The 23,956-nt window shown below is 33.2% G+C and carries 19 protein-coding genes and 2 pseudogenes; 13 read left to right on the plus strand and 8 right to left on the minus strand.

Annotated features, from left to right (window positions below):
- Positions 1-127: 127 nt before the first annotated feature.
- The 5 genes and pseudogenes from OOL01_RS02470 to OOL01_RS02490 all read left to right on the plus strand — a co-directional run bounded on the left by OOL01_RS02470 (position 128) and on the right by OOL01_RS02490 (position 4,866).
- Positions 128-832 (plus strand): ankyrin repeat domain-containing protein, encoded by a 705-nt coding sequence (locus tag OOL01_RS02470; RefSeq protein WP_019236495.1) that lies wholly within the window; start codon positions 128-130, stop codon positions 830-832.
- 31 nt (positions 833-863) lie between these two features.
- The gene (locus OOL01_RS02475; protein ID WP_019236494.1) at positions 864-1,337 is read left to right on the plus strand and encodes an ankyrin repeat domain-containing protein; all 474 of its coding nucleotides are present in this window, start codon (positions 864-866) and stop codon (positions 1,335-1,337) included.
- Positions 1,338-1,341: 4 nt separating this feature from the next.
- Entirely contained in the window at positions 1,342-1,776 is a 435-nt protein-coding gene (locus tag OOL01_RS02480) for a DUF2924 domain-containing protein (RefSeq protein ID WP_264685592.1), read from the plus strand.
- Positions 1,770-3,233, plus strand: coding sequence for a recombinase family protein (locus tag OOL01_RS02485; protein WP_264377332.1), 1,464 nt, complete (start codon positions 1,770-1,772; stop codon positions 3,231-3,233). The genes OOL01_RS02480 and OOL01_RS02485 overlap by 7 nt, the downstream gene beginning before the upstream one ends.
- Before the next feature lie 473 nt (positions 3,234-3,706).
- A pseudogene (locus OOL01_RS02490) lies at positions 3,707-4,866 on the plus strand (IS256 family transposase).
- Positions 4,867-4,930: 64 nt separating this feature from the next.
- On the opposite strand, the gene OOL01_RS02495 reads toward OOL01_RS02490, so the two are convergent.
- Together OOL01_RS02495 and OOL01_RS02500 are read right to left on the minus strand one after the other, a co-directional pair.
- On the minus strand, positions 4,931-6,109 hold the full coding sequence (locus tag OOL01_RS02495) for a hypothetical protein (protein WP_264687057.1): 1,179 nt from the start codon (positions 6,107-6,109) through the stop codon (positions 4,931-4,933).
- Positions 6,110-6,118: 9 nt separating this feature from the next.
- The gene (locus OOL01_RS02500; RefSeq protein ID WP_264687058.1) at positions 6,119-6,295 is read right to left on the minus strand and encodes a hypothetical protein; all 177 of its coding nucleotides are present in this window, start codon (positions 6,293-6,295) and stop codon (positions 6,119-6,121) included.
- A 611-nt stretch (positions 6,296-6,906) separates the two neighbouring features.
- Here OOL01_RS02500 and OOL01_RS02505 point away from each other — a divergent pair.
- Positions 6,907-7,413, plus strand: a complete 507-nt coding sequence (locus tag OOL01_RS02505; RefSeq protein ID WP_019236488.1) for a DUF1543 domain-containing protein — start codon at positions 6,907-6,909, stop codon at positions 7,411-7,413.
- A 244-nt stretch (positions 7,414-7,657) separates the two neighbouring features.
- Here OOL01_RS02505 and OOL01_RS02510 read toward each other — a convergent pair whose 3' ends face one another.
- The 3 genes from OOL01_RS02510 to OOL01_RS02520 form a co-directional block, all read right to left on the minus strand.
- Complete coding sequence (locus OOL01_RS02510) at positions 7,658-8,476, minus strand: hypothetical protein (RefSeq protein ID WP_019236487.1); 819 nt, start codon at positions 8,474-8,476, stop codon at positions 7,658-7,660.
- Positions 8,477-9,387: 911 nt separating this feature from the next.
- Entirely contained in the window at positions 9,388-12,663 is a 3,276-nt protein-coding gene (locus OOL01_RS02515; protein WP_264685426.1) for an OTU domain-containing protein, read from the minus strand.
- Positions 12,664-13,246: 583 nt separating this feature from the next.
- Complete coding sequence (locus OOL01_RS02520) at positions 13,247-14,170, minus strand: Rpn family recombination-promoting nuclease/putative transposase (protein WP_019236486.1); 924 nt, start codon at positions 14,168-14,170, stop codon at positions 13,247-13,249.
- 409 nt (positions 14,171-14,579) lie between these two features.
- Between OOL01_RS02520 and rnhA the strand changes: the two are divergent.
- The 7 genes and pseudogenes from rnhA to wmk (OOL01_RS02555) form a co-directional block, all read left to right on the plus strand.
- Positions 14,580-15,026: pseudogene (gene rnhA, locus OOL01_RS02525) on the plus strand (ribonuclease HI); the annotation flags it as partial.
- 80 nt (positions 15,027-15,106) lie between these two features.
- Positions 15,107-16,978 carry a DNA mismatch repair endonuclease MutL gene (gene mutL / locus OOL01_RS02530; RefSeq protein ID WP_264685427.1) on the plus strand — a complete coding sequence of 624 codons (1,872 nt, stop codon included), beginning with the start codon at positions 15,107-15,109 and terminating at the stop codon, positions 16,976-16,978.
- A 68-nt stretch (positions 16,979-17,046) separates the two neighbouring features.
- Complete coding sequence (wmk, locus tag OOL01_RS02535) at positions 17,047-17,985, plus strand: WO male-killing family protein Wmk (protein ID WP_264685428.1); 939 nt, start codon at positions 17,047-17,049, stop codon at positions 17,983-17,985.
- 170 nt (positions 17,986-18,155) lie between these two features.
- Entirely contained in the window at positions 18,156-18,812 is a 657-nt protein-coding gene (locus tag OOL01_RS02540; protein ID WP_264336146.1) for a JAB domain-containing protein, read from the plus strand.
- A gap of 98 nt (positions 18,813-18,910) precedes the next feature.
- Positions 18,911-20,113, plus strand: a complete 1,203-nt coding sequence (locus tag OOL01_RS02545; RefSeq protein ID WP_264336147.1) for a hypothetical protein — start codon at positions 18,911-18,913, stop codon at positions 20,111-20,113.
- A gap of 96 nt (positions 20,114-20,209) precedes the next feature.
- Entirely contained in the window at positions 20,210-21,130 is a 921-nt protein-coding gene (wmk, locus tag OOL01_RS02550) for a WO male-killing family protein Wmk (RefSeq protein WP_019236456.1), read from the plus strand.
- Positions 21,131-21,168: 38 nt separating this feature from the next.
- Positions 21,169-22,083, plus strand: coding sequence for a WO male-killing family protein Wmk (wmk, locus tag OOL01_RS02555; RefSeq protein ID WP_405197082.1), 915 nt, complete (start codon positions 21,169-21,171; stop codon positions 22,081-22,083).
- A gap of 95 nt (positions 22,084-22,178) precedes the next feature.
- On the opposite strand, the gene OOL01_RS02560 is transcribed toward wmk (OOL01_RS02555), so the two are convergent.
- From OOL01_RS02560 to OOL01_RS02570, 3 genes are all read right to left on the minus strand, one after another.
- A complete protein-coding gene (locus OOL01_RS02560; protein WP_264687059.1) occupies positions 22,179-23,108 on the minus strand; it encodes a patatin-like phospholipase family protein in 930 nt (309 codons plus the stop codon).
- 8 nt (positions 23,109-23,116) lie between these two features.
- Positions 23,117-23,338, minus strand: coding sequence for a hypothetical protein (locus OOL01_RS02565; RefSeq protein WP_019236453.1), 222 nt, complete (start codon positions 23,336-23,338; stop codon positions 23,117-23,119).
- Between the two features lie 84 nt (positions 23,339-23,422).
- Positions 23,423-23,935 carry an ankyrin repeat domain-containing protein gene (locus OOL01_RS02570; RefSeq protein ID WP_019236452.1) on the minus strand — a complete coding sequence of 171 codons (513 nt, stop codon included), beginning with the start codon at positions 23,933-23,935 and terminating at the stop codon, positions 23,423-23,425.
- Positions 23,936-23,956: the final 21 nt, after the last annotated feature.

A 23,956-nucleotide genomic window follows, 5' to 3' on the forward strand; every position in this document is an offset into this window, starting at 1 on the left:
GTAAAAGTGTATGAAATAAAAAGAAAAGGACTTGCTTTCTCATGCTAAAACGGACATGACTTGAATAGCAGCAGGTAAACATAAGAAATTTATCTGGCGCTGGAAAAGCTAATTTTGTGAGGTAAGTATGAAGTTTAGCAAGAGTAAGTTTTTTAAAGAAGTATCAAATAACGGGTTTAAAAACATTAATAAAAAAAATGAAGAAGGAGAGACGATCTTGCACCAAGCAGTAGAAATCTCCGATTACAAAACAGTGAGATTATTAATAAAAAAAGGAGCAGAGGTTAATGCAAGAGACAAAAATGGTTATACACCTCTGCACTGTGCAGTATTCGCAAAAAGTTTAGAAAATGTAAAAGTGCTACTAAGGGAAGGAGCAGAAGTAAATGCCACTCAATATGTCACTGGATGTACGCCACTCCACTCTGCATGCAAAATAGGAGGAGTTGAAATAATAAAAGAGCTAGTAAAAGCAGGAGCTGAGGTTAATCAACTGAATAAATATGGTGCAACACCAATGTATTACATTTGGGAAAGTGAAAAGTATCGTCTATGTGATAGCAAAGAGAGTGAAAAGGCGAGCAAATTTCTGAGAGAAAAAGGTGGAGTAACAAAAAGTAGAGAACTGACATGCTATGGAATAGAGAGGCTAGTGGGAGAAATAGCAGACATGTTGAATGGGAGTTATTTACCAGAGCTAAAAATAATAGAGATAGGAGAAATAAGGAAGAAAGATAAGTCACTAATAAAGGAAGAATGTAAAAATTTAGCAAGCGAGATAATGAGCCAAGTAAACGAAATGATAGATGAGGTGGTGAGAAGGAAAGCTTAAAAAAAAGGTCAAAGAAAAGGTGAGGTAAATTATGTTAAAGTTTGGCAAATTTAATAAGTCAGCAAAAGAATTATTAGAGAACTCATATGAAAATATTTATGAAAGAGACAAGAAGGAAAGAACAGCTCTGCATTATGCAGTAGACGCAAAAACAGTGAAGTTGTTAGTTGAAAAAGGAGTGAATGTGAATGCAGCAGATGTGAAAGGATACACAGCACTGCACCTAGCGGTAACGGAGAAACGTCTAGAAATCGTGAGAGAATTGATAAAATCAGGAGGGAATGTAAATGCGGAAGAATATGGAAATAAATGCACACCGCTGCACCTTGCATGCATGATAGGCGAAAAAGAGATAGTGAAAGAATTAGTGAAGGCTGGAGGAGAAATAGAACAAGCGGATAAATTTGGAATGACAGCAATGGATTATGCGAAAAACAGTAAAGAGATCACTGAAATATTGAAGAAAGAAATAGACAGAATTGAAAAGCTATTTATGAAGGGCTAAAAATATGGAGAAAGAAATAGAAAAGAAAGTAATGAATTTAGAGAGAAAACCTTTGGGTGAGCTGAGAAAAATGTGGAAGAAGGTATTTGGGGAAGAGGCACCTAAACATTCAAAGAAATATCTGATACTGAGACTAGCATATAGAATGCAGGAGGAAGCGTATGGAGAAATGTCAAGAAAGGGGACAAAAAGACTAGAGTATCTGGCAGATCGGCTAGAGAAGGGAAAAAGAATAAGTAGCGATAAATTACCAGTAGAAGGGACAGAGCTAATATTAGAGAGAGGGGAAGAAACGCATGCGGTAATGGTAACAGATAAGGGTTTAATCTACAGAGAAGAATTTTTTACGTCATTGTCAGCAGTAGCAGGGAAAATAATGGGAATGAGCTACAACGGGCCGCTTCTATTTGGAATGAGAGATAAGGAGAAAGAATGCTGAAAGAGGTAAGATGCGCGATATATACAAGAAAATCAAATGAAGATGGTCTAGAACAAAAGTTTAATAGTTTAGATGCGCAGCGAGTAGCATGTGAAAAGTACATAAAGAGCAGAGAAGGCTGGGTAGCATTGGCCAAAAGGTACGATGATGGAGGTTTCTCAGGAAAGAACTTAGAAAGACCAGCGATAAAGGAATTATTTGAAGATGTCAAAGGAGGAGAGATAGACTGTGTAGTGGTATATACGCTCGATAGGCTCTCAAGAGAAACAAAAGATAGTATAGAAGTGACATCATTTTTTAGAAGGCATAGAGTAAATTTTATAGCAGTAACGCAGATATTTGACAATAATACGCCAATGGGAAAGTTCGTACAAACGGTGTTATCAGGAGCAGCACAACTAGAAAGAGAAATGATAGTAGAAAGGGTAAAAAATAAAATAGCAACATCAAAGGAACAAGGTTTATGGATGGGAGGAACTTTGCCGCTTGGATATGATGTAAAAGATAAAGAATTAATAATAAATGAGAAAGAAGCAAAGACGGTGAAACATATATTTGAGAGGTATATGGAGCTGAGATCAATGGCAGAATTGGCAAGGGAGTTAAACAGAGAAGGTTATAGAACAAAATCAGATATCTTTAAAAAAGCGACAGTAAGGAGAATAGTAACAAATCCAATATATGTGGGAAAAATCAGACATTATGAGAAAGAGTATGAGGGAAAGCACGATGCGATAATAGAAGAGGAAAAATGGCAAAAAGCACAAGAATTGATAAAGAATCAACCATATAGAAAGGCGAAATACGAGGAAGCGTTGCTAAAGGGAATAATTAAGTGCAAGAGCTGTGGTGTAAATATGACACTAACGTATGCAAAAAAAGAAAATAAAAGGTACCGATATTACGTGTGCAATAACCATTTAAGGGGAAAAGGTTGTGAATCAATAAACAGAACTATAGTAGCGGGAGAGGTGGAAAAAGAAGTGATGAAAAGAGCCGAATGCTTATATGGGGATGGAGAAAATTTAAGCTTCAGAGAACAGAAAGAAGCAATGAAAAAATTAATAAAGGGAGTAATGGTAAAAGAAGATGGAATAGAAGTGAGTTCAGAGGATAAGGTGGAATTTATACCAATAAAAAAGAAAGGAAACAAATGTACAGTAGTAGAGCCAGAAGGAAAAACAAATAATGTACTACTGAAAGCAGTGGTAAGAGCTCATTTGTGGAAACGGCAACTAGAAGAGGGAAAATACGAAAGTGTGAAGGAGCTGAGTGCCAAAATTAATATAGGTACAAGACGTATACAGCAAATTTTGAGGTTGAACTATTTAGCACCAAAGATTAAAGAAGACATAGTAAATGGGAGACAGCCAAGAGATTTGAAATTAGTTGATTTGAGAGAAATACCGATGCTGTGGAGTGAGCAATTGGAGAAATTTTACGGCTCAGCGTCGTAACGTTTATAAAAACAACAATATGAAAAAACATCGAAAAAAGTATGTACCAGAAAATTAAAAAAGGTTATTGCAAAAGGAGCTACTACAAAGGGCCACACAAAAAGATGTTGAAATTGATATAGAAGAGCAAATAAATGTTACAAAATCAATTATGTAAAAATATCAATATAAGTGATGAAGATTTTAGCATATCGGACACAACAGTGATAGAAAATGTATCCAATTTTAGCTGCATATTTTAATAGTAAACCTGGAGTATAAAAGGCAGCTCAGCCAATTGTATGTTCCATATCCTCATTTTGTAGCCAGCTTAAAAACAATATAAAAGAGTATTCTTAGAAGACATTGGTACAATTTCCTTAATCTATAAATTATAGTAGTTTGTATTTAAATAATAATCGGGAGTGTTAAACAAACTGTGTCAAACCAAGAAATGATGTATTTTAGTTAATATAAAAACGGAGGTTTTACACATGAGTGAAAAAATAGCAAATAACTATGTTGGGTTAGTAAATTATCAAGAGTTAGAGTCAAATATCCTGTCATCTATACGAGAAGGTAGGCCACTTACCGGAAGAGATGGTACCATTGATAAAGAAGCTGCTAGAGGCAAGTTTAGAAGGTGAAATGGAGAGCCATCTATCAAATAATAGGAACGAAGAAAACAATCGCAGAAACGGCAAAAACTCAAAGACTTTACGAACAAGTATTCGAGCTGCTAACACCAAGAGATAGAGAAGGAAGTTTTGAGCCACAAATAGTCAAAAAAAGACAAACAAGCCTGCATTCTGAACTTGAAACAAAGATCTTGAGCATGTTTGCCAGCGGTATGGGATATAGAGACATAATGTCACACGTCGAAGAAATTTATGACAATAAGGTATCGGTTGCTGAAATATCCAGTATTACTGATAAATTATTGCCAGTGATTAACGAATGGCGCAGTCGTCCTTTACAGGCAGTTTATCCGATAGTTTTTATGGTTCTTTAAAGTAAAAGAGGACGGACGATGTGTAAGCAAGTGCATGTATAATATATTGGGCATAGATCAGAATGGCAGAAAAGAGGTATTAGGCTTCTATTTGGCTGAAAGCGAAGTTCTGGTTAGGTGTGCTAAACGACCTCAAGGAAAGAGGTGTAGAAGATATTCTAATAGCCTGTGTTAAAAAGTTTTCCTACAGCTATAAACAGCGTCTTTCCTAATACAGAAATGTATAGTGCATCAGATACGCAATTCATTGAAGTATGTGGCTAGCAAAGATACAAAGAGCTTTTTAAGTGATTTGAAGAGGGTATATCAAGCACCAAGCAAGGAAATTGCTGAGAATTATCTACTAGAACTGGATGAAAAATGGGCCCTACGGTTATAAAATCGTGGCAGAGTAACTGGGAAAATTTGTCTAGTTATTTCAAGTATTCTGATCCAATGAGGAGAGTAATTTACACCACTAATCCAATTGAGGGGTTGCATAGACAAATTAGGCAAGACCAAGGGCTCATTTACCAGTATAAATGCTTTGTACAAGCTGGTATATTGTGCTATAAAAAAGGTGGAAGAAAAGTGCTGTACGTATTAACTATGTCCCAGCTCGACATTTTCTTTCCTGATAGATTGAAAATTGAGTTGAATTAAAATGTGGTTTGACACAGTTTATTTAACACTCCCTAATAATCTTCAACTTTTTTAGCAAATTAATCTACCTAGAAACTTCTCTCCTAGGATCAGAAGTCCTTCTTAACTCTTCACGTTCTGTCCATTTGTTGTTAGACTCGCTTATTACTTCAGGACGCATTAATCCACCAGATCTAACAAAAAAACCTCGGTTTATAGCTTCAATAACTGATAAACCTCCCAATAAGCAATTTTGTCCTATTTCTTCATTATAACTTTCTATGTCCTCCAGTAGATCTTCATCACTCACTTCTACTCTTATCAAGTTTTTATTTGTTTCATGAGGATATAATCTAACTTCTAATTCTCCCAAACTAGTATAGAAAGTTAATACCACATCACTACCTTCTGTAAGATCTACATAATTTCTTTTTTCTCCTCTATTATCAATTTTTACTGTACTTTTTCCTATTTTTAATATGTGAACTCTGAGTCCTCGATCTATTATTTCTTGATTGGCTATGATTTTTATGGGTTCAATTATACTAGTTTGTGGATATCTTATATAAAAGTAGATATTATCAATCTCTACTTCTAATTTGTCTTGAGTTTGCTCGCTCTTGTTTACAACACACTCATATGCTATACCCTTTAACTTTTTTTTCATTTCTTTATACTGTTCAATGAGATATTCATCAAATTGTTTATAAGAATTGTTATCTATAAAAGCAGTGGTCGAATATCTTATCCTATCATGATAAAAGAGGCTCTCTTTTACTTTTCCTCCTTTTTGTAATAAACCATGAGCAATCTCTCTTATGATATCCAAGTTGTAGTAATCTTCTTCATCATCGTCAGAAGAATCATAGGGCTTCATTTCAGGAGCTACAGTGCGGGAATTTATAAATACAATATTATCGAGAACACCTGCGATTTCTTTAAATATTAAATTTACTATAACCTCACCATCATTATCACAGTATGAGTTTATTCTTATCCCTCTCTCTAAATATTTATCCGTTATGGATTTAATATATTCTAAAGCACTTTTTGTATTAGCTTTGCTTTTAGCATCTTGCATTTCTTTATAAAACTCACTAATCAGCTTCCTTTCATTTTCAATTAAAGTTACTTCTTGCTCAATTAAGAGTGAACTTTCTTCAAAGAAAAAGGTTTGCTGACTATCATCTTTTGTTTGGTATGGATCATCTTCTAACTGTGAGTGCGTGTTACTAAAATTATGATTGTTTAGATCTTGCAACACAAATTCAGCTCATTCTTGAGCAAGCTTTTTATTTTTTATATCATATTCATCTGTATTTTCCGCTTTACCTTCAAGGATTTTTTTGTCATCACTTCTGTCTTGCCAATAGTTAATTACTAATGGCCCTTGATTTTGATGTACTAAGTCGTTAGAATTCTCTTTACTATTTAATTTAACCTCACTCATATATATGTGTATTACTTACCTACCTATTAAAGTGTATTATAATACATATATAAATCAATAAATTTATATTAGACCTCTTTCATAACTCATATGGATAATTCCAATTTTTTTTTGCCTCTCTATTGATATTTCTGTTCCATCTACTATCCATAACCTGATACTCTACATTCGAATCTAATAGCTCTTTTTCTTCCAGAAGTGTAAATGTTTTATTAACGTATCCTCAATCCAACCGATAACAGGCACTTTAGCTTATTCCATACCAATATGAAATATGTCACGCAAATATTCTAGCGCCATTAACAAACATGCATTGTTTATTTGGTTTTCCTCCTCTTGCCTTTTTCTTACTCCATTAAAATTTCTGTTATTTTTTCGAATGTTTTTCTTTTTACTTCTGTTAATCTTCGAAACTCCTCTTCATCTAGGTTACTTATTTGTTCAAATTTCATACCTTCACTAATATTACTTTTGGTATTATTTCCTCAGTTATGCAAGAAGTCTAATCTATGCCTGTTTTACTTCATCATCTAAAAATTCTTAATTTTTGTTGATTTTTTAATGAACAGACTTAGTATGATAAAGAGAATAAAAGATAGGAGGCATGTATCATGAAAATATTTGTCATATATGTTGGAGGTAAAACTGAAACCTCTTTAATCGAGCTACATGATATATTTTTTGTAGTAGCAGAAAAGATCGAAGATACTTATGAAGAAGTAAAAGCAAAATGGTGGGGTGTAAAAAAAGGTTTCCATATTGATGCTTGGGGTATATTAGAAAGTGCTGAAGATTATAATATTACCTTAACGAGACAACCTACCCACGTTGAAGAAAAGCTTTATTTTGTCAACCTTGGTGGTTACGATAGTAAAAAATTTACGGAGTTGCATAAAAATGTATTTGTTATTGCAAAGAATGAATCGAAAGCTAAAGTGAAAGCACTACGCCAAATACTTAATTGGGAATCACATCATAAGGATTACCTGTATGAAGTTGAAAATTGTTGCTGTGTGAACAACGTTACAGAGAATAAAGAACTTTATATTCACTTAGAAAAGACAGATAAACCTAAAGAATTTGAATTTACCTGTAAATATACACCATTATCTAATTAGTATTGCTATAATAGCGTAAAGAATTCTGTCCATAAAAAATCTATTTCAATTGTTTCCTAGCTTGATTGATTAAACAGTGTAATACTACAGAAGAAAAATTCATCATACTCCAAAAATCATAAGCATCGGAATAACTTTTTTAGAAATTATCTTAAGTTATTAACTTAACAAGGCATTCCATACAAAAAAACACGAAAGGAAGGTAAAAGATGACCCTCCCTTCTGCTTGACTGTAAAGCTTTTGTTAACAAACTTCTGGAACCACTTGCTGTTTAGCTATTTCTGAGTCAGGGTTATCTAGCTTATCACTAGGATTAAATACTAAATATATAATACCACTAGCAATAGTTTCTATTATTAAAAACGTAGCTACTGCAGCTATAGCCAATATTGATAATTCAACACCGGCAGCAAAACATCCACCACTAACTACTAATGCAGCTATAAAACCATAAACACTACCAATCATTATTGATCTATTAATAGTTTTTACTGTGTCTTTCTGAGGATATTTGTCACTATTCTCTCTTTTGGATATATTACTTTCAATTTTAAAAGTATCTTTCATACCTTCATTATTAGCTATATTTTCTTCAGCTTTAGGTATGCTACTTTCGGGCGCTAAAGGCTGTTTATCACTTTTGTGACTACTAGATACGTTCTTTGTAAGTATTTCTAGCCAACCATCAATTTTAGTTTTTTGCTCTTCATTCTGCTCTTGATTTTTTAATGTTTCTAAAATCTTCTTAAGTTTTGTATGATCATATTCTTCTATACCAACAAAAACTTCTTCTAACACACTATTATCTTGAGCTACATCTAAAATAACTTTGATTATTTCCTCAAAATCATTGAAATTCATAGCATAGGCAAGGGGTGTTAGATTATACTCTATACCATTTGATAACTTTTGAGTTATACTTGCATTAGTAAGAACTTGCTGTAAATCCTGCTTTGAAACGTCTTTAAGAATAGAAAAAATATCCTCTTGTTTTTCTATTGCAGTCTTTAACTTATCATATAATTCTTTTTGCTTTCCTGTTAAATCTTTATACTGTGGCATATCAAGCTCTTCTATTAAAAATAATAATATACTTTAATTATCAAATATTTTAATAAAAAAGTCAAGATTTTATATAAGATTATTAATAGCCACTTTAGATTGATTAGTATAGAAACATACTAAAAATTAGCGCCATAAAAATCTTGAATGTTTACTTTTTAAAAAACATAAAAAAGATCGTATATTTTTGAGAACTTTTTACGTAAAAGCGGTGTTATGAAAATAAAAGTTTGAAATCTTTGCAACAAAGCTAAGCAAATTAGTTCGTATGTAAATATGGCTGAAACAAGCTAATATAGCTGACTTTGCAATGTAGTAAAATTACTATAAATAAAAGTTCGTATGGCACACTTGGTAGACCAATGCATTCCAAAGAAAACACTTCTCACGGCCCTTGGTTTTGGTTGCTGGAAATGGTTATTTTATTTAAGTTCTTAGTAAAAAACATTAATAAATCAACATTACTCCACTTGCAAATGTATAGAATGCAATTCTTTTTATTAACACTTGTATAGAAATATTCCAAACTTCCCTATAACTTTTTCTGGCTAAGGTAACTACGTTCTACAGTAAATATTGGACATATACAGCGCATCTTACGTTTAAATTATCTGACACCCCAAAAGTTAAGAAAGACATTTTGAATGGAACACAATCATGCCATCTTAAACTAGCCGACTTAAAGAAGATACATCTGTCATAGAGCAAGCAATTTGAGATTTTTTATAGTCAAGGGATCGTTATTTGTTGGAGCAACATCAACTATGGTACTATATGACCACTCAACATAAAACCGCTGCAAAACTATATAGAATTTACAAACCCATTACTAGTGATATGGTAGGAAAACGAAATTAGTATAGTACTCCCTACCACACACTTATAAGGCCTTAACAAAACATTGAATTTTACTACTTACCCTTAGAACTACCTGCAGAATTAACCTGAACTATATTAAGGGCTTCTGTTATTTTAGTAGATACTCCATCTTTTTCAAGATCTATATCTTCCATTTTTTTTAATTTCTCTTGTTTATCTTTTAACAAATCATTCAGATTCTTGTGCATAGTGTCATCTCTTTCCAAAGACCCTCTTGCCATTACTATTGCACCTGTCAGTACTTCACATTCTTTTATTTTTAATTCTTTATAGCTATCCCTACTTTTGAACTTTTCATTATGAATTGCATCAAGAAGAGTGACAATATTATCAAATTTACCTTCAAGAATATACTCTCTCATTAATGATTTTTCTGCCTCATAAAAAGCAGTTCTTGATGTTTTACCACCTCTTATTTGGTCGTCACCTTTCATTAGGTTATTTTCCACCCATTGTGTAATCAAGTCAGGGTTATTATTATTCACTGCATCACATAAGAAATCTGAGTGTGCTTCTTCAAATGCCATCTGTAAATTACTTTTACGTTTTTTCATATAACCTCCTATATGTATATGTTCCTTAACGCCTTCTCCTTTTAAGAGTTGCTCAATATTAGTGACAACTCCTTCTTTTGGTAGTGCTGTAATATCACTTCCATCGATACCACCTTCCCCTGGCAGTTTTTTAGTGTGACTTTCATCTACAATGATACTGCTTGCTTCAGAAAAAGACTGATTTTGTTCTTGATATTTTTCAAGTGTTCGATTTACCCAATCATCATTTAGTACTTCTCCAATTCTTTCGTGAAATGGCGCATTAATATAGTCTTGCTGTACTAAATTTATAAAAGAATTTAGTACCTCTTGCATTCCATTTCCTAATCCTTCTTCCACTGCACTTTCCATAAAACCATCCTTCAAGTACCTGTATGGCACTAGATGAATAATAACATGAGAAACAATTTTACTAGATAGTATTTTTCCTATTAATTTATTAGCCATTCCTGAACGAAATATTGCTTTATCATTATAACCTTTTGCTTCATTTATTTTTAACCTTCTATATTCATCTCCTTCTTGTACTAAATATTCTGCTTCTCTTATACCACCAGCAGAAGGATATACTTTGATAGCATCCCCTGCCTCTCTTCTTGGCGCTAATACTCTTTTTTCCAACGGTTTAAAATCAAATACTTCATACAAATGTTTTGCTACATGATTATAAAGAACATCATTTAGATTATTTTTATTAATCTTCCCATTATAATTACCTAAATCTTGACTATGTGTTCTAATAGTAGAATTACACTTTTCATTATAATCATCCAAATATTTCTTACTTTCTTTTTCATTGATATTATATGAAGTAGTTTTTAGTAAAGAATTTAAAACACTCAACACACATGCTGTTCTCTTTACTATATATCCTTCATTATTCACAATTCTAATACGAAGATTATAATCTCCGACTATCTCTTGAGTGATTTCGTCATGTAGCAATACACTAAACACCTTTGCTTTAGGTTCTTTTGCATCGTTTTGGCTCTCATATAAACGAATTTCTTCTGATAGAGTATTACCTTCTTCAGGAAAAGCAGCATGTATGTCTTGATTAAACATAGTTAATATTATTCTGGCAACTCCCTCACACATTATTGTAACAGTGTTTATATCTTCTGCAGCTAATCCATCAGTTAGATAATCAATTCCATGACTTATGTATTTTCTAAGTCTTGCATTAAAACCAGTGCGAGCTTTTTTTATTTCTTCTTCTGTAAAAATTTTTTCTTTGTTAATGGTTTCGATAATCTCTTTATCGTATATTAAGTGATATCTATTGCGTTGTCCTTTTTTAGTTTTAGTCGTGAGTTTAAATTTATTATGTTCATCAGAAGAAATAATATTATTTTGTCGAAGTTGATCATACTGTCCTTCTGTCAAACACAAACCTTCTCTGCTTATTATTAGTGGAGTCATAACTTGTTCTACCATGTTTTTCACATGTAATATGTAGCCACCTTTTTCTTTTACTTTCACCGCACTTTCAATAGCACTCTTTATCGAAGAATATGGTATAACATGACGCATTTGCTTTGTAGAACTTCCCAATACCTTTGGACGTCCTACTACAGCGATTTTAGTATCATCTTTACTATCAACTATAATATCTACTAGCACATCAGGGCTCATCTCTATTTTAAGCAGATCTTCTAAAAACTTATACGCGTAAGCCTTATCATGTCCTCTAGGTATATTTCTTCGGGCAATTGGTGTAGAGGTATGTGGAGGAGAAAAAAGACCATGTGAACCTAAGCTTCCACTTAATGTTACAAATCTATTACATACATATGGATTTTTCATCTTTCTAGTAAATTCTTGTTTTTTAGAAAACGACCTACAGACTAATTCTCTCTCATTTCCTTTCTTCTCCCCCATAAACATTTTGTACTCTTTAAATGCAAATGATTGCTTAACCTCTTCAGTACTGTTACTAGGTAGTTCTTTTTCTACCAACGCCCTCTCTCTTTCACTGAATCTTGAGCCACGACTGTTGACCATATGAGAAACAGTGTAGCATCTTACAATTCGTTGATCACGTGAATCTTTTCTATTAGTTAGAACAGCAAACTTTAAATTTCTTTCTTCGATGTCATTTTGATTGTTACCTAAATAAATTTCTCTGCTGCCTGCAAAAATATTAGCAAAATGGAAAGATTCGCCAAGGTAACCTTCAATCTTTTTTTCAAGATCATTAAGAGACTTATTACTTCCTCTGTCGTTTTGTTTTCTCAATACTGGCTCAAAGTGACCAGTGCCTTGATTGACTAAACGTATAGTATCACTAGCATCGTAATCATAAGGATCCAAACCACGATCATGGACTCCTTCACTATCTACTAAAACATAATTATATTTGTCTGCACCTTTCTGCATTTCTGCGACATACAATTTTACACCATAATGCCCACAAAGTATCCTACCTTCAATGTCAGAATCACCCCATACTTTACTCTCACAAATCTCTCTTACATATTGATCTATATTTTCAAAATTTCCTTTATCAGGATTATTATGCTCTACAAGTTTTCCCTTAATAGCATTGCGAAACCAATTGTAACTTTCATCTGATGGATTACCTAATGCTTTTGATGCAAAATCTTTACACACTCCACGCAATGCTTTGACAGTTACATCTATACTCTTTGTTTCTTCTAGTCCTTGCCTGAATGAATCAAAGAAACAATCTCCTCCAGCAGCTGCTTTTCCTGCACGAAAGCCTGAAGGCAAACTTGACTCATTTTCTTGCATAAACACCCTCACAAATAAACATACAAAACTTACTTCAACCAATACAACAGCGAAACCACTATCATACAGTCAACACCACGATTAATTAATTGCTTCTAATACTGTAAGCCACTTACTTATAAAGGCATGATATCAACTATGCTTTTATTGTCAAAAATTATTTGACTCAAACAAGGATAAAAATTTTATTTAGGTTTATATCTTTTATAAAAGTGTAACTGTGGATAAGTTCTCTAATTGCATGAAAATCAATAATATTTTTTTTGTATCATGAAAAATATTTTTTGATGTAAAATTCAGCTCTAATACAACCTTTTATTTACTAAAGCATCGTATTATCTTATTCAATCAAAAGGTATCAATTCAAGCAACTGCATTAAGTTAAGGAAAGATTGTCTAATATAGCAAAATTTAAAATAGGTGTTTTATTTGTTACATTTATTTTTTAGAGCATTTTTACCTAGAGTAATCTATATAACCACTAACCTTATTAATTACTATCTAAAGTAGTTTTTCCATCCCATTTTTTCTTTATGCTACTTTCCCTTAACTTGATATATATGCTTTTTTAAATATTTCCGTATTAATCCTTTAATTTTCGGATCTCATCTAAAGAGAGGCCAGTGATTTCAGCGATAACATCAATAGAGACACCGGCCTTGAGTGAGTTTTTTGCAACTTCAATTTTACCTTCAATTTTACCTTTTTGATGGCCGATTTGGATGCCTTCTTGTCTACCTTCTTGTCTACCTTTTTCTTGACCTACTTTAAGACCCTCATCAAATTTTTGGGCTAAAGCAGCTACCTCATCCATTATGCGTTTTTTCATTTGTTCATATGCTAGTAACTCTTCTTCTGACCAATTAAACTTATTCATCTCTTCATAAGCTCGTTTTATTATTACGTCACTACCAACTATTTTATCTAGATCCTCTTCCCTTGTTTCTCCTGCATAGCGAAAAAAGTAACACCATTTTTCTACTATATTTTCTAGTTGGTCTTCTTTTGTCTTTGTAAATTTTGGTAGTTCTATGAATACAAAGTAAAAATCCTTTAAGTCATGTTCAAAGCTATTTTGATCTAAAATGACATGATTAGATTTGTACTCAGTCTTATCTGGAAAAATAATACAATCAGCAACAGCAATAAAGATAATTTCTTTAAGGTTATGATAATCATCACCTTGATCAGCTTGACTTGAGTAGGCTTTAGCAGCGTAATATTGAGCACGCTTCTCAAAACCTTTAGTTTTAGTGAACTGCATCTCTATAATGTATCTTGAACCTTGAGAGTCTTTACAAAGAACATCGACAATACTCTGCTTTTTAGCGGCAATCTCAGGATCCAAAATGGTAGCTAAGAATTCAACATCGTGAATAGCAGCTAAGCCAGTAAAGCCTAAAATATCGTTCAAGAAATGAATGAGAATATCTTTATTCTTCTCGGTGCCAAATATTCTTTTAAAGGCATAATCATTGCGTGCATCAAGAAACTTCGAAAGAGCCATGAGAAAGTAAGATAAAAAGCATTAATTATTATACACAATTGTGAGGAAATGTTCAATCTTTTTATTGTTTTAAATGTGTTGATGAAAAAACGTCTGTCAGAGATCATCTGAGAATTGCATTTAAGGCTTTAGATGAAAGAGGGGATATCATCTTTTTATAGTTGCCTTATAAAAGGCCTTAAAACCCCAGCAAATGAATTGATGAGCTATTAAGAGCTTAAAAATATTTATTTTCAGTGTGAGAGACTAACCTCCTAATAAAAATAAGAGCCTAAAAGCTCAATTACGATTTACCTAACATCGTGAGGACAGGTTTGTCAATCTCTCACACCTTATATTTTAAAATATTCAAAAAATAATATCAACATATTTTGGTAGCAAATTTACGTTGAATCTATATCCTGTAAGTATGGGCGAAAAAAAGAAGGTTATAATATATACAGATGGAGCATGTTCTGGAAATCCAGGGCCTGGTGGATGGGCAGCCGTGGTAATGTATGAAAATAAAAGTGTCTTTATCAAAAAACGTATCTCTGGAGGTGAAGAGAACACAACAAATAACAAGATGGAGCTAAAGGCTGTAATTAATGGGCTAAAGATGTTAAAAATTTCCTGCAGAGTTATTGTACACACTGATAGTCAGTATATTAAACAAGGTATAACAGGATGGATCAACAAGTGGAAAACAAATGGTTGGAAGACAGCTGATAAAAAGCCAGTAAAGAACAGGGAATTATGGCAGGAGCTAGATGAAGTTGCTTTACAGCATGATGTTAATTGGAAGTGGGTTAGAGCTCACAGTGGTAATACCTATAATGAAGAGGCAGATAGACTTGCTAGAAAGGAATCTAAAAAGCTAAAATATAGAGATTGTGAGATCAAGAAATCACAAAAAAATAGAGGGAGCTCTAAGTTTCATAGATTGGAGGGAGTGTTATGGCAATAATTCTTTTAGACACAAAAACTATAAACCGTATAGCAGCAGGAGAGGTAATAGAAAGGCCAGCGAGTGTAGTAAAGGAATTAGTAGAAAATGCAATAGATGCTGGAAGTTCAGAAATAGAGATTAAAATAGAAAGTGGTGGACGTAACCTTATAACTGTGATAGATGATGGAAATGGAATAGAAAAGAACGATCTGGAACTAGCACTTATGAGGCATGCCACTTCAAAATTAAGTGATAGTGAGTTAATAGAGATCAGACATCTTGGCTTTAGAGGGGAGGCTCTGCCTTCAATTGCAGCAGTAAGCAGAATGAAATTATCATCCAAGGCAAGTGGAGCAAAGGAAGCATGGTCTATAAGATATGAGGGAGGAGAAAAAATAAGAGAGATTACCCCTTGTTCTTTGTTGCAAGGTACATATATTGAAATTCGTGACTTATTTTTTGCGACTCCAAATAGACTAAAATTTCTAAAAACCGAAAGAGCAGAAACACAAAGTATTGTTGATATTGTGAATAACTTAGCGATGATTAATTATAGTATTGGGTTTACTCTCACTTCTGGTAATAAGAAGCTCTTAAAATATGTTAAGCAAACTTCGCTGTTCAACAGATTATGTGAAATAGAAGAAGAATTTCAAAGCAATTCACTGGAAGTTAAAGAGGAAGAAGAAGGCATCAAACTTAAGGGACACATCTGTAAACCTAATGTCAATCGTGGCAACTCAACTCAGATTTATACGTTTGTTAATGGAAGGCCAATAAAAGACAATTTACTTGTTGGTGCAATTAGATATGCGTATCACGATTTTATTCCAAACAATAGGTATCCTTTTGCAGTGTTGCATTTAGAAGTACCATATGACCAAGTAGATGTAAATGTGCATCCAAATAAATCGGAAGTAAGATTTCAAAATAAGAGGTTAATATATGAAATAGTGAGAAGAGGGCTAATAAAAGCGTTGTCAATGAGAATAGATACCTCTTCAGTGAGTGATATTGATGGATCTAGGTGTCAAGGTATTGGAGAAGAACTGGGTGGTTCGCCTTTTGATGTTAGTGAAAGTCAAAGGAATAATGAGCGTGTTAATAATGGAAAAAGCAGAGAAGTAAAGGGTCAAAAAGAATTTTACGAAAGGAGGCCAAATCTTTTAGAAAATCGTCTAATGAAAGAATTCAATGCACCAGATGAAAGAAGGCAAAGCTTACCAGAAACGTTTAAATGTGGAGAATCTCCACCCCAAAAGGGAACGATGGTTTTAGAAAGGAAGCAAATTGATTTAATAGCGGATCATCCTCTAGGATATGCACGCTGTCAGGTCTACAATACTTACATTATTGCTGAGGCTAAAGGCGAATTAATTATAGTAGACCAGCACGCAGCTCATGAGAGGTTGATCTATGAGTGCTTAAAACAAAAATCAAGCATAAAAAGGCAAAAGCTTCTTCTTCCTGAAATAGTCGAGATTAAAAACCAAGCAGGAATGGAGATGGTTGAAATGTATAAAGATAAGCTTTTCGAAATGGGTTTTGGTATTGAAATAGAATCAGAAGATAAAGTAAGGGTGAAAGAAATACCTGCAATTTTAGGAACAATAAATGTGAAAGAGATAGTGATGAATATAGTTGATAGATTAATGGAGATAGGAGATACGCTACCTATAGAAGAAAAAGTGAACAAGATACTAGCTACCATTGCGTGCCATGGGTCAATTAGAGCTGGGAGGGCAATGAAGTTGGAGGAGATGAATGAGTTGATGAGACAAATGGAGGAAACACCTTATGCTGGGCAATGCAATCACGGAAGACCAACGTATATAGAAATGAAACTAAGTGATATAGAAAAATTGTTTGAAAGGAGATGAGTTCAGTTTGTCAAAAAGGTTCCCAATTAAGTATACGTAACAGCTCTTCTGGTTATGGAGTATAAAATGTGAAAAAAGAGAATAAATGCTCTAATTTTTTAGATTACAAAGTAATAGGACAGGAAGTAAGAAATCGTAGGTTAGCAAAGGGATATACTCAAAAAGATTTAGCAAAAAAAATCGATACAACATATCAGGTAATACTGCAATATGAAAAAGGAACACGCAGAATTTCAATTAAGAAGTTATATGAATTAGCAGAAGCATTATCAACAACTGCTAGAGATCTAGCTTGCGGACAAGAAGTATCAAATGAGGAAAAGTACGAGGGAGAAGAGGTATTAAATCTAGTAAGAAGACATAGAGAGATTAAGGATCAAGAATTACGCGAAACGTTTTATTTATTAACTAAATTCATCCGTATTAGTGAGGAAGAAAGTGGAAAGGCGGTAAAAATAGAAGTAGCAAAGGGTTTAGTTAAGGAAGGAGTTTCTACTCATGTTATCTCTCGAACAACTAATTTATCTATTGGTGAATATGATAATGATGAAAAAAAAATTTCTATTCCGTATAAAGTAGGTCGAAGAATAAAAGAATGGAGGTTGAGAAGAGGATACACACAAGAAGATTTAGCAAGTAAAGTGGGCATAATAAATCAAAGAATATATGAATATGAACAAGGACGAGCTGGTGTTTCACTTGAAATGTTAGATGAAATAGCAAAGGTACTATTAATTAATATTACAGATCTGCTTCCAGAAACAGCAGAAAATGAAAATAGTGAAGTGGAACTATCAAGGTTAATAGAAGAATATAAAAAGATTAAAAGCCAAGAACTACGTAATGTACTAATAAAATCTCTGTTTGAAAGCATACAAATTTGCGAAGAAAAAGTGAAAAGAGCAGAAAAGATCAAAATTGCAAAAGACTTAGTAAAAAAAGGAATTTCTATCAATATTATTTTAAAAACAGTAGGCATCTCTTTAGACGAAATTCAACAAATTTAAAATAAAAAAATCAGCATCTATTAATATCTTTACTTTTTAATGAAAAAATAAGTAAAAAAGATTGAGAAATTGATTTGACTTCACTCGAAAGCTATGGCTCTATGCCAATGCTGATAAAAAACAGCAGTAAATATTTAAAAAAAGTTTGTTGTTAGTGAAGGGTAAATTATATGAATAAAAGTAAAGAAGAAATCGAATTCAGAATATTAGAAAGCAAAGGCAAAGCACTACTTGATCGTGAAATAATGGAAACGTTTCTAAGTGCAGTACATGAAAGGCCGCAGGCTCAGGAAATTGCTAAAAATCTGGTGAATACTTATACGGGAGTAGGAAGGATTTTAGGTAGAGAAATGGATGACCTGAAAGTTATAGAAGGAGTGACTGATTCTGCAGTAGCAATGATTATGTGTGTTAAGGAAACACTAGAAAGGGTACTGAGAGAAAAACTCAAGAGTGAGCCAATAATGGACTTACAAGGGCTAGTAGAGTACTTAAACGTAAGTATAGGCCACTCAGAAAGGGAATGTGTAAAAATACTGTATTTGAATAAGAGGCGCCAATTAATCGGAGAAGAATCTTATATTGGTGAAATGGAAAAAGCACCGGTGTATATAAAGGAGATTATAAAAAAAGCATTAATAAAAAATGCAACATCAATAATAATGTCACACAACCACCCTGGAGGGAGCTTAGAGCCGTCAGAAGAAGATCAAGCAGTAACGAAGAGCTTAGCAGCAGCATGTAGTACTGTAAGCGTAAAATTGTTTGACCATATTATCATCACAAGTGGAGGCTATTTCAGCTTTCGAGAAAACGGATTGTTATAGTAGAAAGTATTTGCAAATCTACTCACTATAATTTATAATGAGTAATAGAATGTATAATAACAAAGTTTTTGAAAAGTATTTTTAATAGTGAGGATAATATGGGTAATAAGATAATTGTACCTTTTGATGATCAAGAAGGAGGTACTTACGAGTTAAACATTGATCTTGATAGATTATCAAAAGGTGAGATGTTAAATGCTATTGTAGGAATTGGTCGTACTAAAGAGCAGTCTACTTTTGTAAGTAAAATTAATAAGGCTAAAAAGCTTGGAGAGGTGCCTTTTCCTAGCAAAAACGTTCGCGAAAACAAAATCAACTACGGAAAAGGACTTGATTATATATATGGCACAAAACCTGTAAGCGATCAAGCAGATTATCCAGAAGTGTTAAACCCATTTGCTTCAAATTTGCAAAAAATAAAACCAAGTGCAAGCGAAAGTGAAAAGTTGAGCTGGTTTAAGAGTGCTGTGGTAGAGGCAAAGAACATAAATGAATTGAACAAGGTTATAAGTCAAGTACTAGCTGCTGGAGCAAGGCTAAATGCATATAATGATGGGGAATGGAGTTTTGCAGAACATGTAGTATTAGGTACACATTTTCATAAATTAGAAAAAAGTGATCGAAAAAAGATAATGCGTAAATTAATGCTAAGCGGTGCAGAGTTTCATGATACTCTACTACAGAATAAACTGATAGGTGAAATCTATAATGAGCTACAACCAGAAGTTCAGCCACAGATAGATGAGAGACTAGAAGAACTAGAGAAAGCTGGCGAAAATGCTATGCAAGAAGGAGAATTAATAGATGTTGAGATAGATAATACAACATCGTATATAGAATTTTCTGGGAATAGTAAGGTAGAGGTAGCTAAAATACTGAGAGAGTTAGGAAGTAATATTTTAAAAATTGGTAATGATGCAGTTGAGGTTAAAAGTGAGAAGGGAGGTATAAGAAACTATACCGATATTTCAGATGGCAGCTCTGTCATGTTAGAATTTCCTACAAGCATTGGTAAGCTAAATATTATATTGTACCACGATGTAAAAAAATATGATCAAGTACAAGTAAGAGTAGAAAATAAGGAAATATGGTCTAAATTACAAGAAAGAGGAGAAGAAATTGGAAAAAATTGCCTTTTCGGGGGAGTAAAACTTAAAGAAGCAATAGAGAGAGGTAGTTTCACTAGATGTGGCATATGGAGTGAAAAGTATGCTATAAAAGAGATTAGTAATGATGAAGTATTGTCTCCGTGGGTAAATAGGATACGTGAAGGTAGTAAAGAAACTTTTAGAAAACTTTAATGTGTCTACAGTCAACTTTAAGGTTCCAGAGGTTTTTTCTTACCATTATATCTGGAGCCTTAACAAAATTGAGCTATAGTAGAAAATATTATACGCATGGTTGTTTTCGTGGAAAAAAGTCTAGATTGTGAAGTAGGGGAAAAAGTGAAAAATTGGAGGTTAGAGAGAGGTCATACTCAGAAGGATTTAGCGAGGAAAATTGGTGTAAAGTACTGGGTGATACTACAATATGAAAAAGGGAATCGTAGAATTTCAATTGAAAGGTTGTACGCTATAGCGGAAGCATTGTCAGTAAGTATTGTGGATCTAATTCCTGTATCAAGTGAGAAAATTTGCCTTGAAAATGAAGAAGAAGAGATACTCAATCTGGTAAGAAAATATAAAAAGATTAACGATAAAGAGCTACGTAAAATGTTTTGTTTACTAACCAAATTTGTCCAAGTTAGTGAAAAAAGTAGTAGGAAAGCAGAGAAAGTAAAAATTGCAAAGGGCTTGATTAAAGCAGGGGTTTCTGTTGATATTGTTGCGAAAACAATTGGTCTCTCTGCTGATGAATGTATTGAAGAAAAGGTTGGTTCTATCTACTACCAAATAGGAAAGAAGATAAAAGAATGGAGGCTAGTGAGAGAGTATACTCAAAAAGATTTAGCAGAGAAAATGAATACAACCCGTCACGAAATAAGCAACTATGAACAAGGAAGGACTGCTGTTCCACTTGATAAATTATATGGAATAGCAAAGGTGTTATCAATTAACATTATGGACCTACTTGAACTCACAGGAGATGAGATAGAAAATGAGCTACCTGATTTGATTAAAGAATACAAAGAAATTGAGAGCCAAGAACTACGCAATGCACTAATAAGATCTTTATTTGAAGGCATAAGGATTTGTGAGGAGAAAGTGAGAGAGATAGAAAGGATTAAAGTTGCAAAGGATCTAGTAAAAGGTGGAATTTCTATTGATATTATTTTGCAAGCGGTAGGTTTACCTGTTGATGTAGTTTTAGATGGGTAGCTCATGAAAAAATTATAGCAATAAAGTTTTTTTCTTAAATGGGGGTATATGTGTTTGTTTCTGCAAGCAATGTTAGCTATGGAATAGGGCAAAGAATAGAAAATTGTAGGTTAATGCGAGGTCATACTCAAATAGGATTAGCAGGTCAAATAGGTTTAACATACCAAGAAGTAAACAGTTATGAAAATGGATATAGCCCTATTCCAATTGAAGTACTATATGTAATAGCAAGAGTATTATCAGTTGATGTTGTAGATTTATTACCTGAATCAGTAATAGTAAGGGAAGACAGCTATGAAGACGAGGAAATACTCTATCTAACAAAAATATACGAGAATCAAAAGTTAGGCAAAATAGTACCTTCATTAGTCAGGTTTGTTCATATTAGTGAAAAAATTAATCAAGAAGAAGCAAGATTAGAGGTAGCAAAAAATCTAGTAAAAGAAGGAGTTTCAGTTGACATAATTTCCCAAGCAACCGGCCTATCTATTTACGAGTATGATAATACAGAGAAAGAAGTCTGCACTGATTCTATATACTACAGAGTAGGGCAAAGAATAAGAGAATGGAGATTGATAAAAAGGTATACTCAAAAAGATTTAGCAAACAAAGTTGGTTTAACACTCAAGGAAATACACGAGTATGAAATAGGATACACTGCCATATCATTTGATAAATTATATCAAATAGCAGAAGGATTATCAGTGAATATTAAAGTTCTGCTACCTAAAACAAATGAAGATAGTGAACTACTTAATTTACTAAGAAAAACTGAAGAGCAAGAATTAGTGAAGAAATTTTTATCTAGGGATATGAAGAATAGCAAAGAGAAAGTTAAAAAAACAGAAAAGATCAAGGTTGCGAAAAATCTAGTGAAGGCAGGTGTTTCTAATGATGTTATTTTGCGAGCAAGTGGCCTAACTGCTGATGAGTTGGGTGAGTGTGAAAATTGAATGTCTTTAAGATATAAGTAAAGTTAGTTAATGATTTAACCAGTAGAATTTGCTAACCAACTTTTTTGGCTCAGTTGAATTTTGCTTGGTATAAATTAAGATATGAAATCGCAAAGTTTATCTATTAATTTCTGGTTGTCCTCTATCATTGCATTTGCCTCTTGCTGAAGAGATTTGATATTTTTGAGTGTAATATTGTCCATCTCAGTCGATGCTACTTTCAATTGCGATTGTATTCTTATATATTTATCGTCTATTACTTGTTCTAGTTGATAATCAACGCAATCCAATCCAGAGGCAAACATCACATTCAGTAGTGGCTTGATCCACCCTATTTTGCCAAATTTCCTTGAGTTAGCATACTTTATACTTCTATCTGTTCCACCAGTGCCTATTGATAGCAGTATAATCTCATCATTTGGAAATAACCTCTTACCACTTGCATATGCACAAGCCGCTGGATTATTTGCAAACACTCCACCATCTATCAATACTCTCTCTGTTTGGCTAATTTTCAGACGTTTTGGTGTGAAGTACGTTGGAGCAGCTGTTGTAGCTCTGAGTGCATCTTTTAATTTGACAAAATCTTTATCTTCTTTCCAGCTCTTAAAAAAGAAAGGACAGTTGTTATGAATATCATAACTTGTAATTAGCAAATGACTTAAAGTGTTTTGCAGAGTATCATCACCAAAATATTTATCCAGTACAAATTCAATATTTTTATGTGGGTATTGTGTACAGTTAAACCAAGATAATATTGATCGCCTGAAGAATGAAGACTTGAAAATATATGACCCGTATTTTTGGTAAAGCTCGACTAAATCATTGGCTGAATATTGAGGATTTCCTTGTTTATCTTTTTTACATAATCCTGCTATAACAATTCCACCGGTTGAGGTTCCTGCCATTAAGTGAAAGATTTCAGCAATCGTTTTTCTTGTCCTTTGCTCTATTTCTGCTAGAATAATGGCAGGTATTATCCCTCTAATGCCACCTCCATCTACAGATAAAATGTACTTTGTCACTGTAAAATTTATTTGTGTTTGTGAATAGCTTCAAGTTCGTTGACTTCTTCAGTGAGGTTTTTCACTCTCTCTTCAAGTCGATAGACTATTTCGATTAGTTCTTGGTTTTTTTCTATAAATTTATCATGGATGTGTACACGTAAGTCAAGTTTTGCCAACCACCATATGAATCCTACAGTCTGTAGAACTATTGTTATTATTACCGCTATTGGGATTTTTTGCTTTTTCATGTGAAAGTATTAATCTATTATGGATGGTTTTGGGAGTTTATATAGAGATCATAAAAAACTTACAGCTTTAGTGATTTCTTTATGTTATCGGTTCTCTGCTTCTGCAAGTAGCTTTATTATTTGATCGTAGGGCTTGTCTTTGTTTTGCCTTGATTCTATTACAGCTACATCTCGAGGGTTTTTTCCACTTCTATCTCTAACATTAGGATTTGCACCTCTTTCCAGTAAAAAACTCACTACTTCTAAGTGCCCTTCTAATGCAGCAAAATGTAATGCTGTCCATCTTTCATTTTCACCTAATGCACTAATGTCAGCTCCTTGGTATACTAAAAATTTAGTAACTTTCAAGCATCCTGAATCAGATGCATGATGTAATGCTGTTAATTTAGGAACTCGTGTGTTAACACTTAATAAATTTTCTACTGAAAACTTTACTACATCTAAGTTACAATTTTGAGAAGCAATGCGTAGTATCGTTTTATAATTACCTTCAGCTTTTGCCTTCATGTAGGAATAGGTAGCAATAATACATACTATTACTGTTATAAGCCACCAAAAATGCAGCTTGTTTTTTGTATCTTGACCCAATTTATCCATATTCAACATCTTTTTAATATT

Origin of the sequence: Wolbachia endosymbiont (group B) of Rhopobota naevana, from assembly GCF_947250615.1 — a bacterium.
Classification (GTDB): Bacteria; Pseudomonadota; Alphaproteobacteria; order Rickettsiales; family Anaplasmataceae; genus Wolbachia.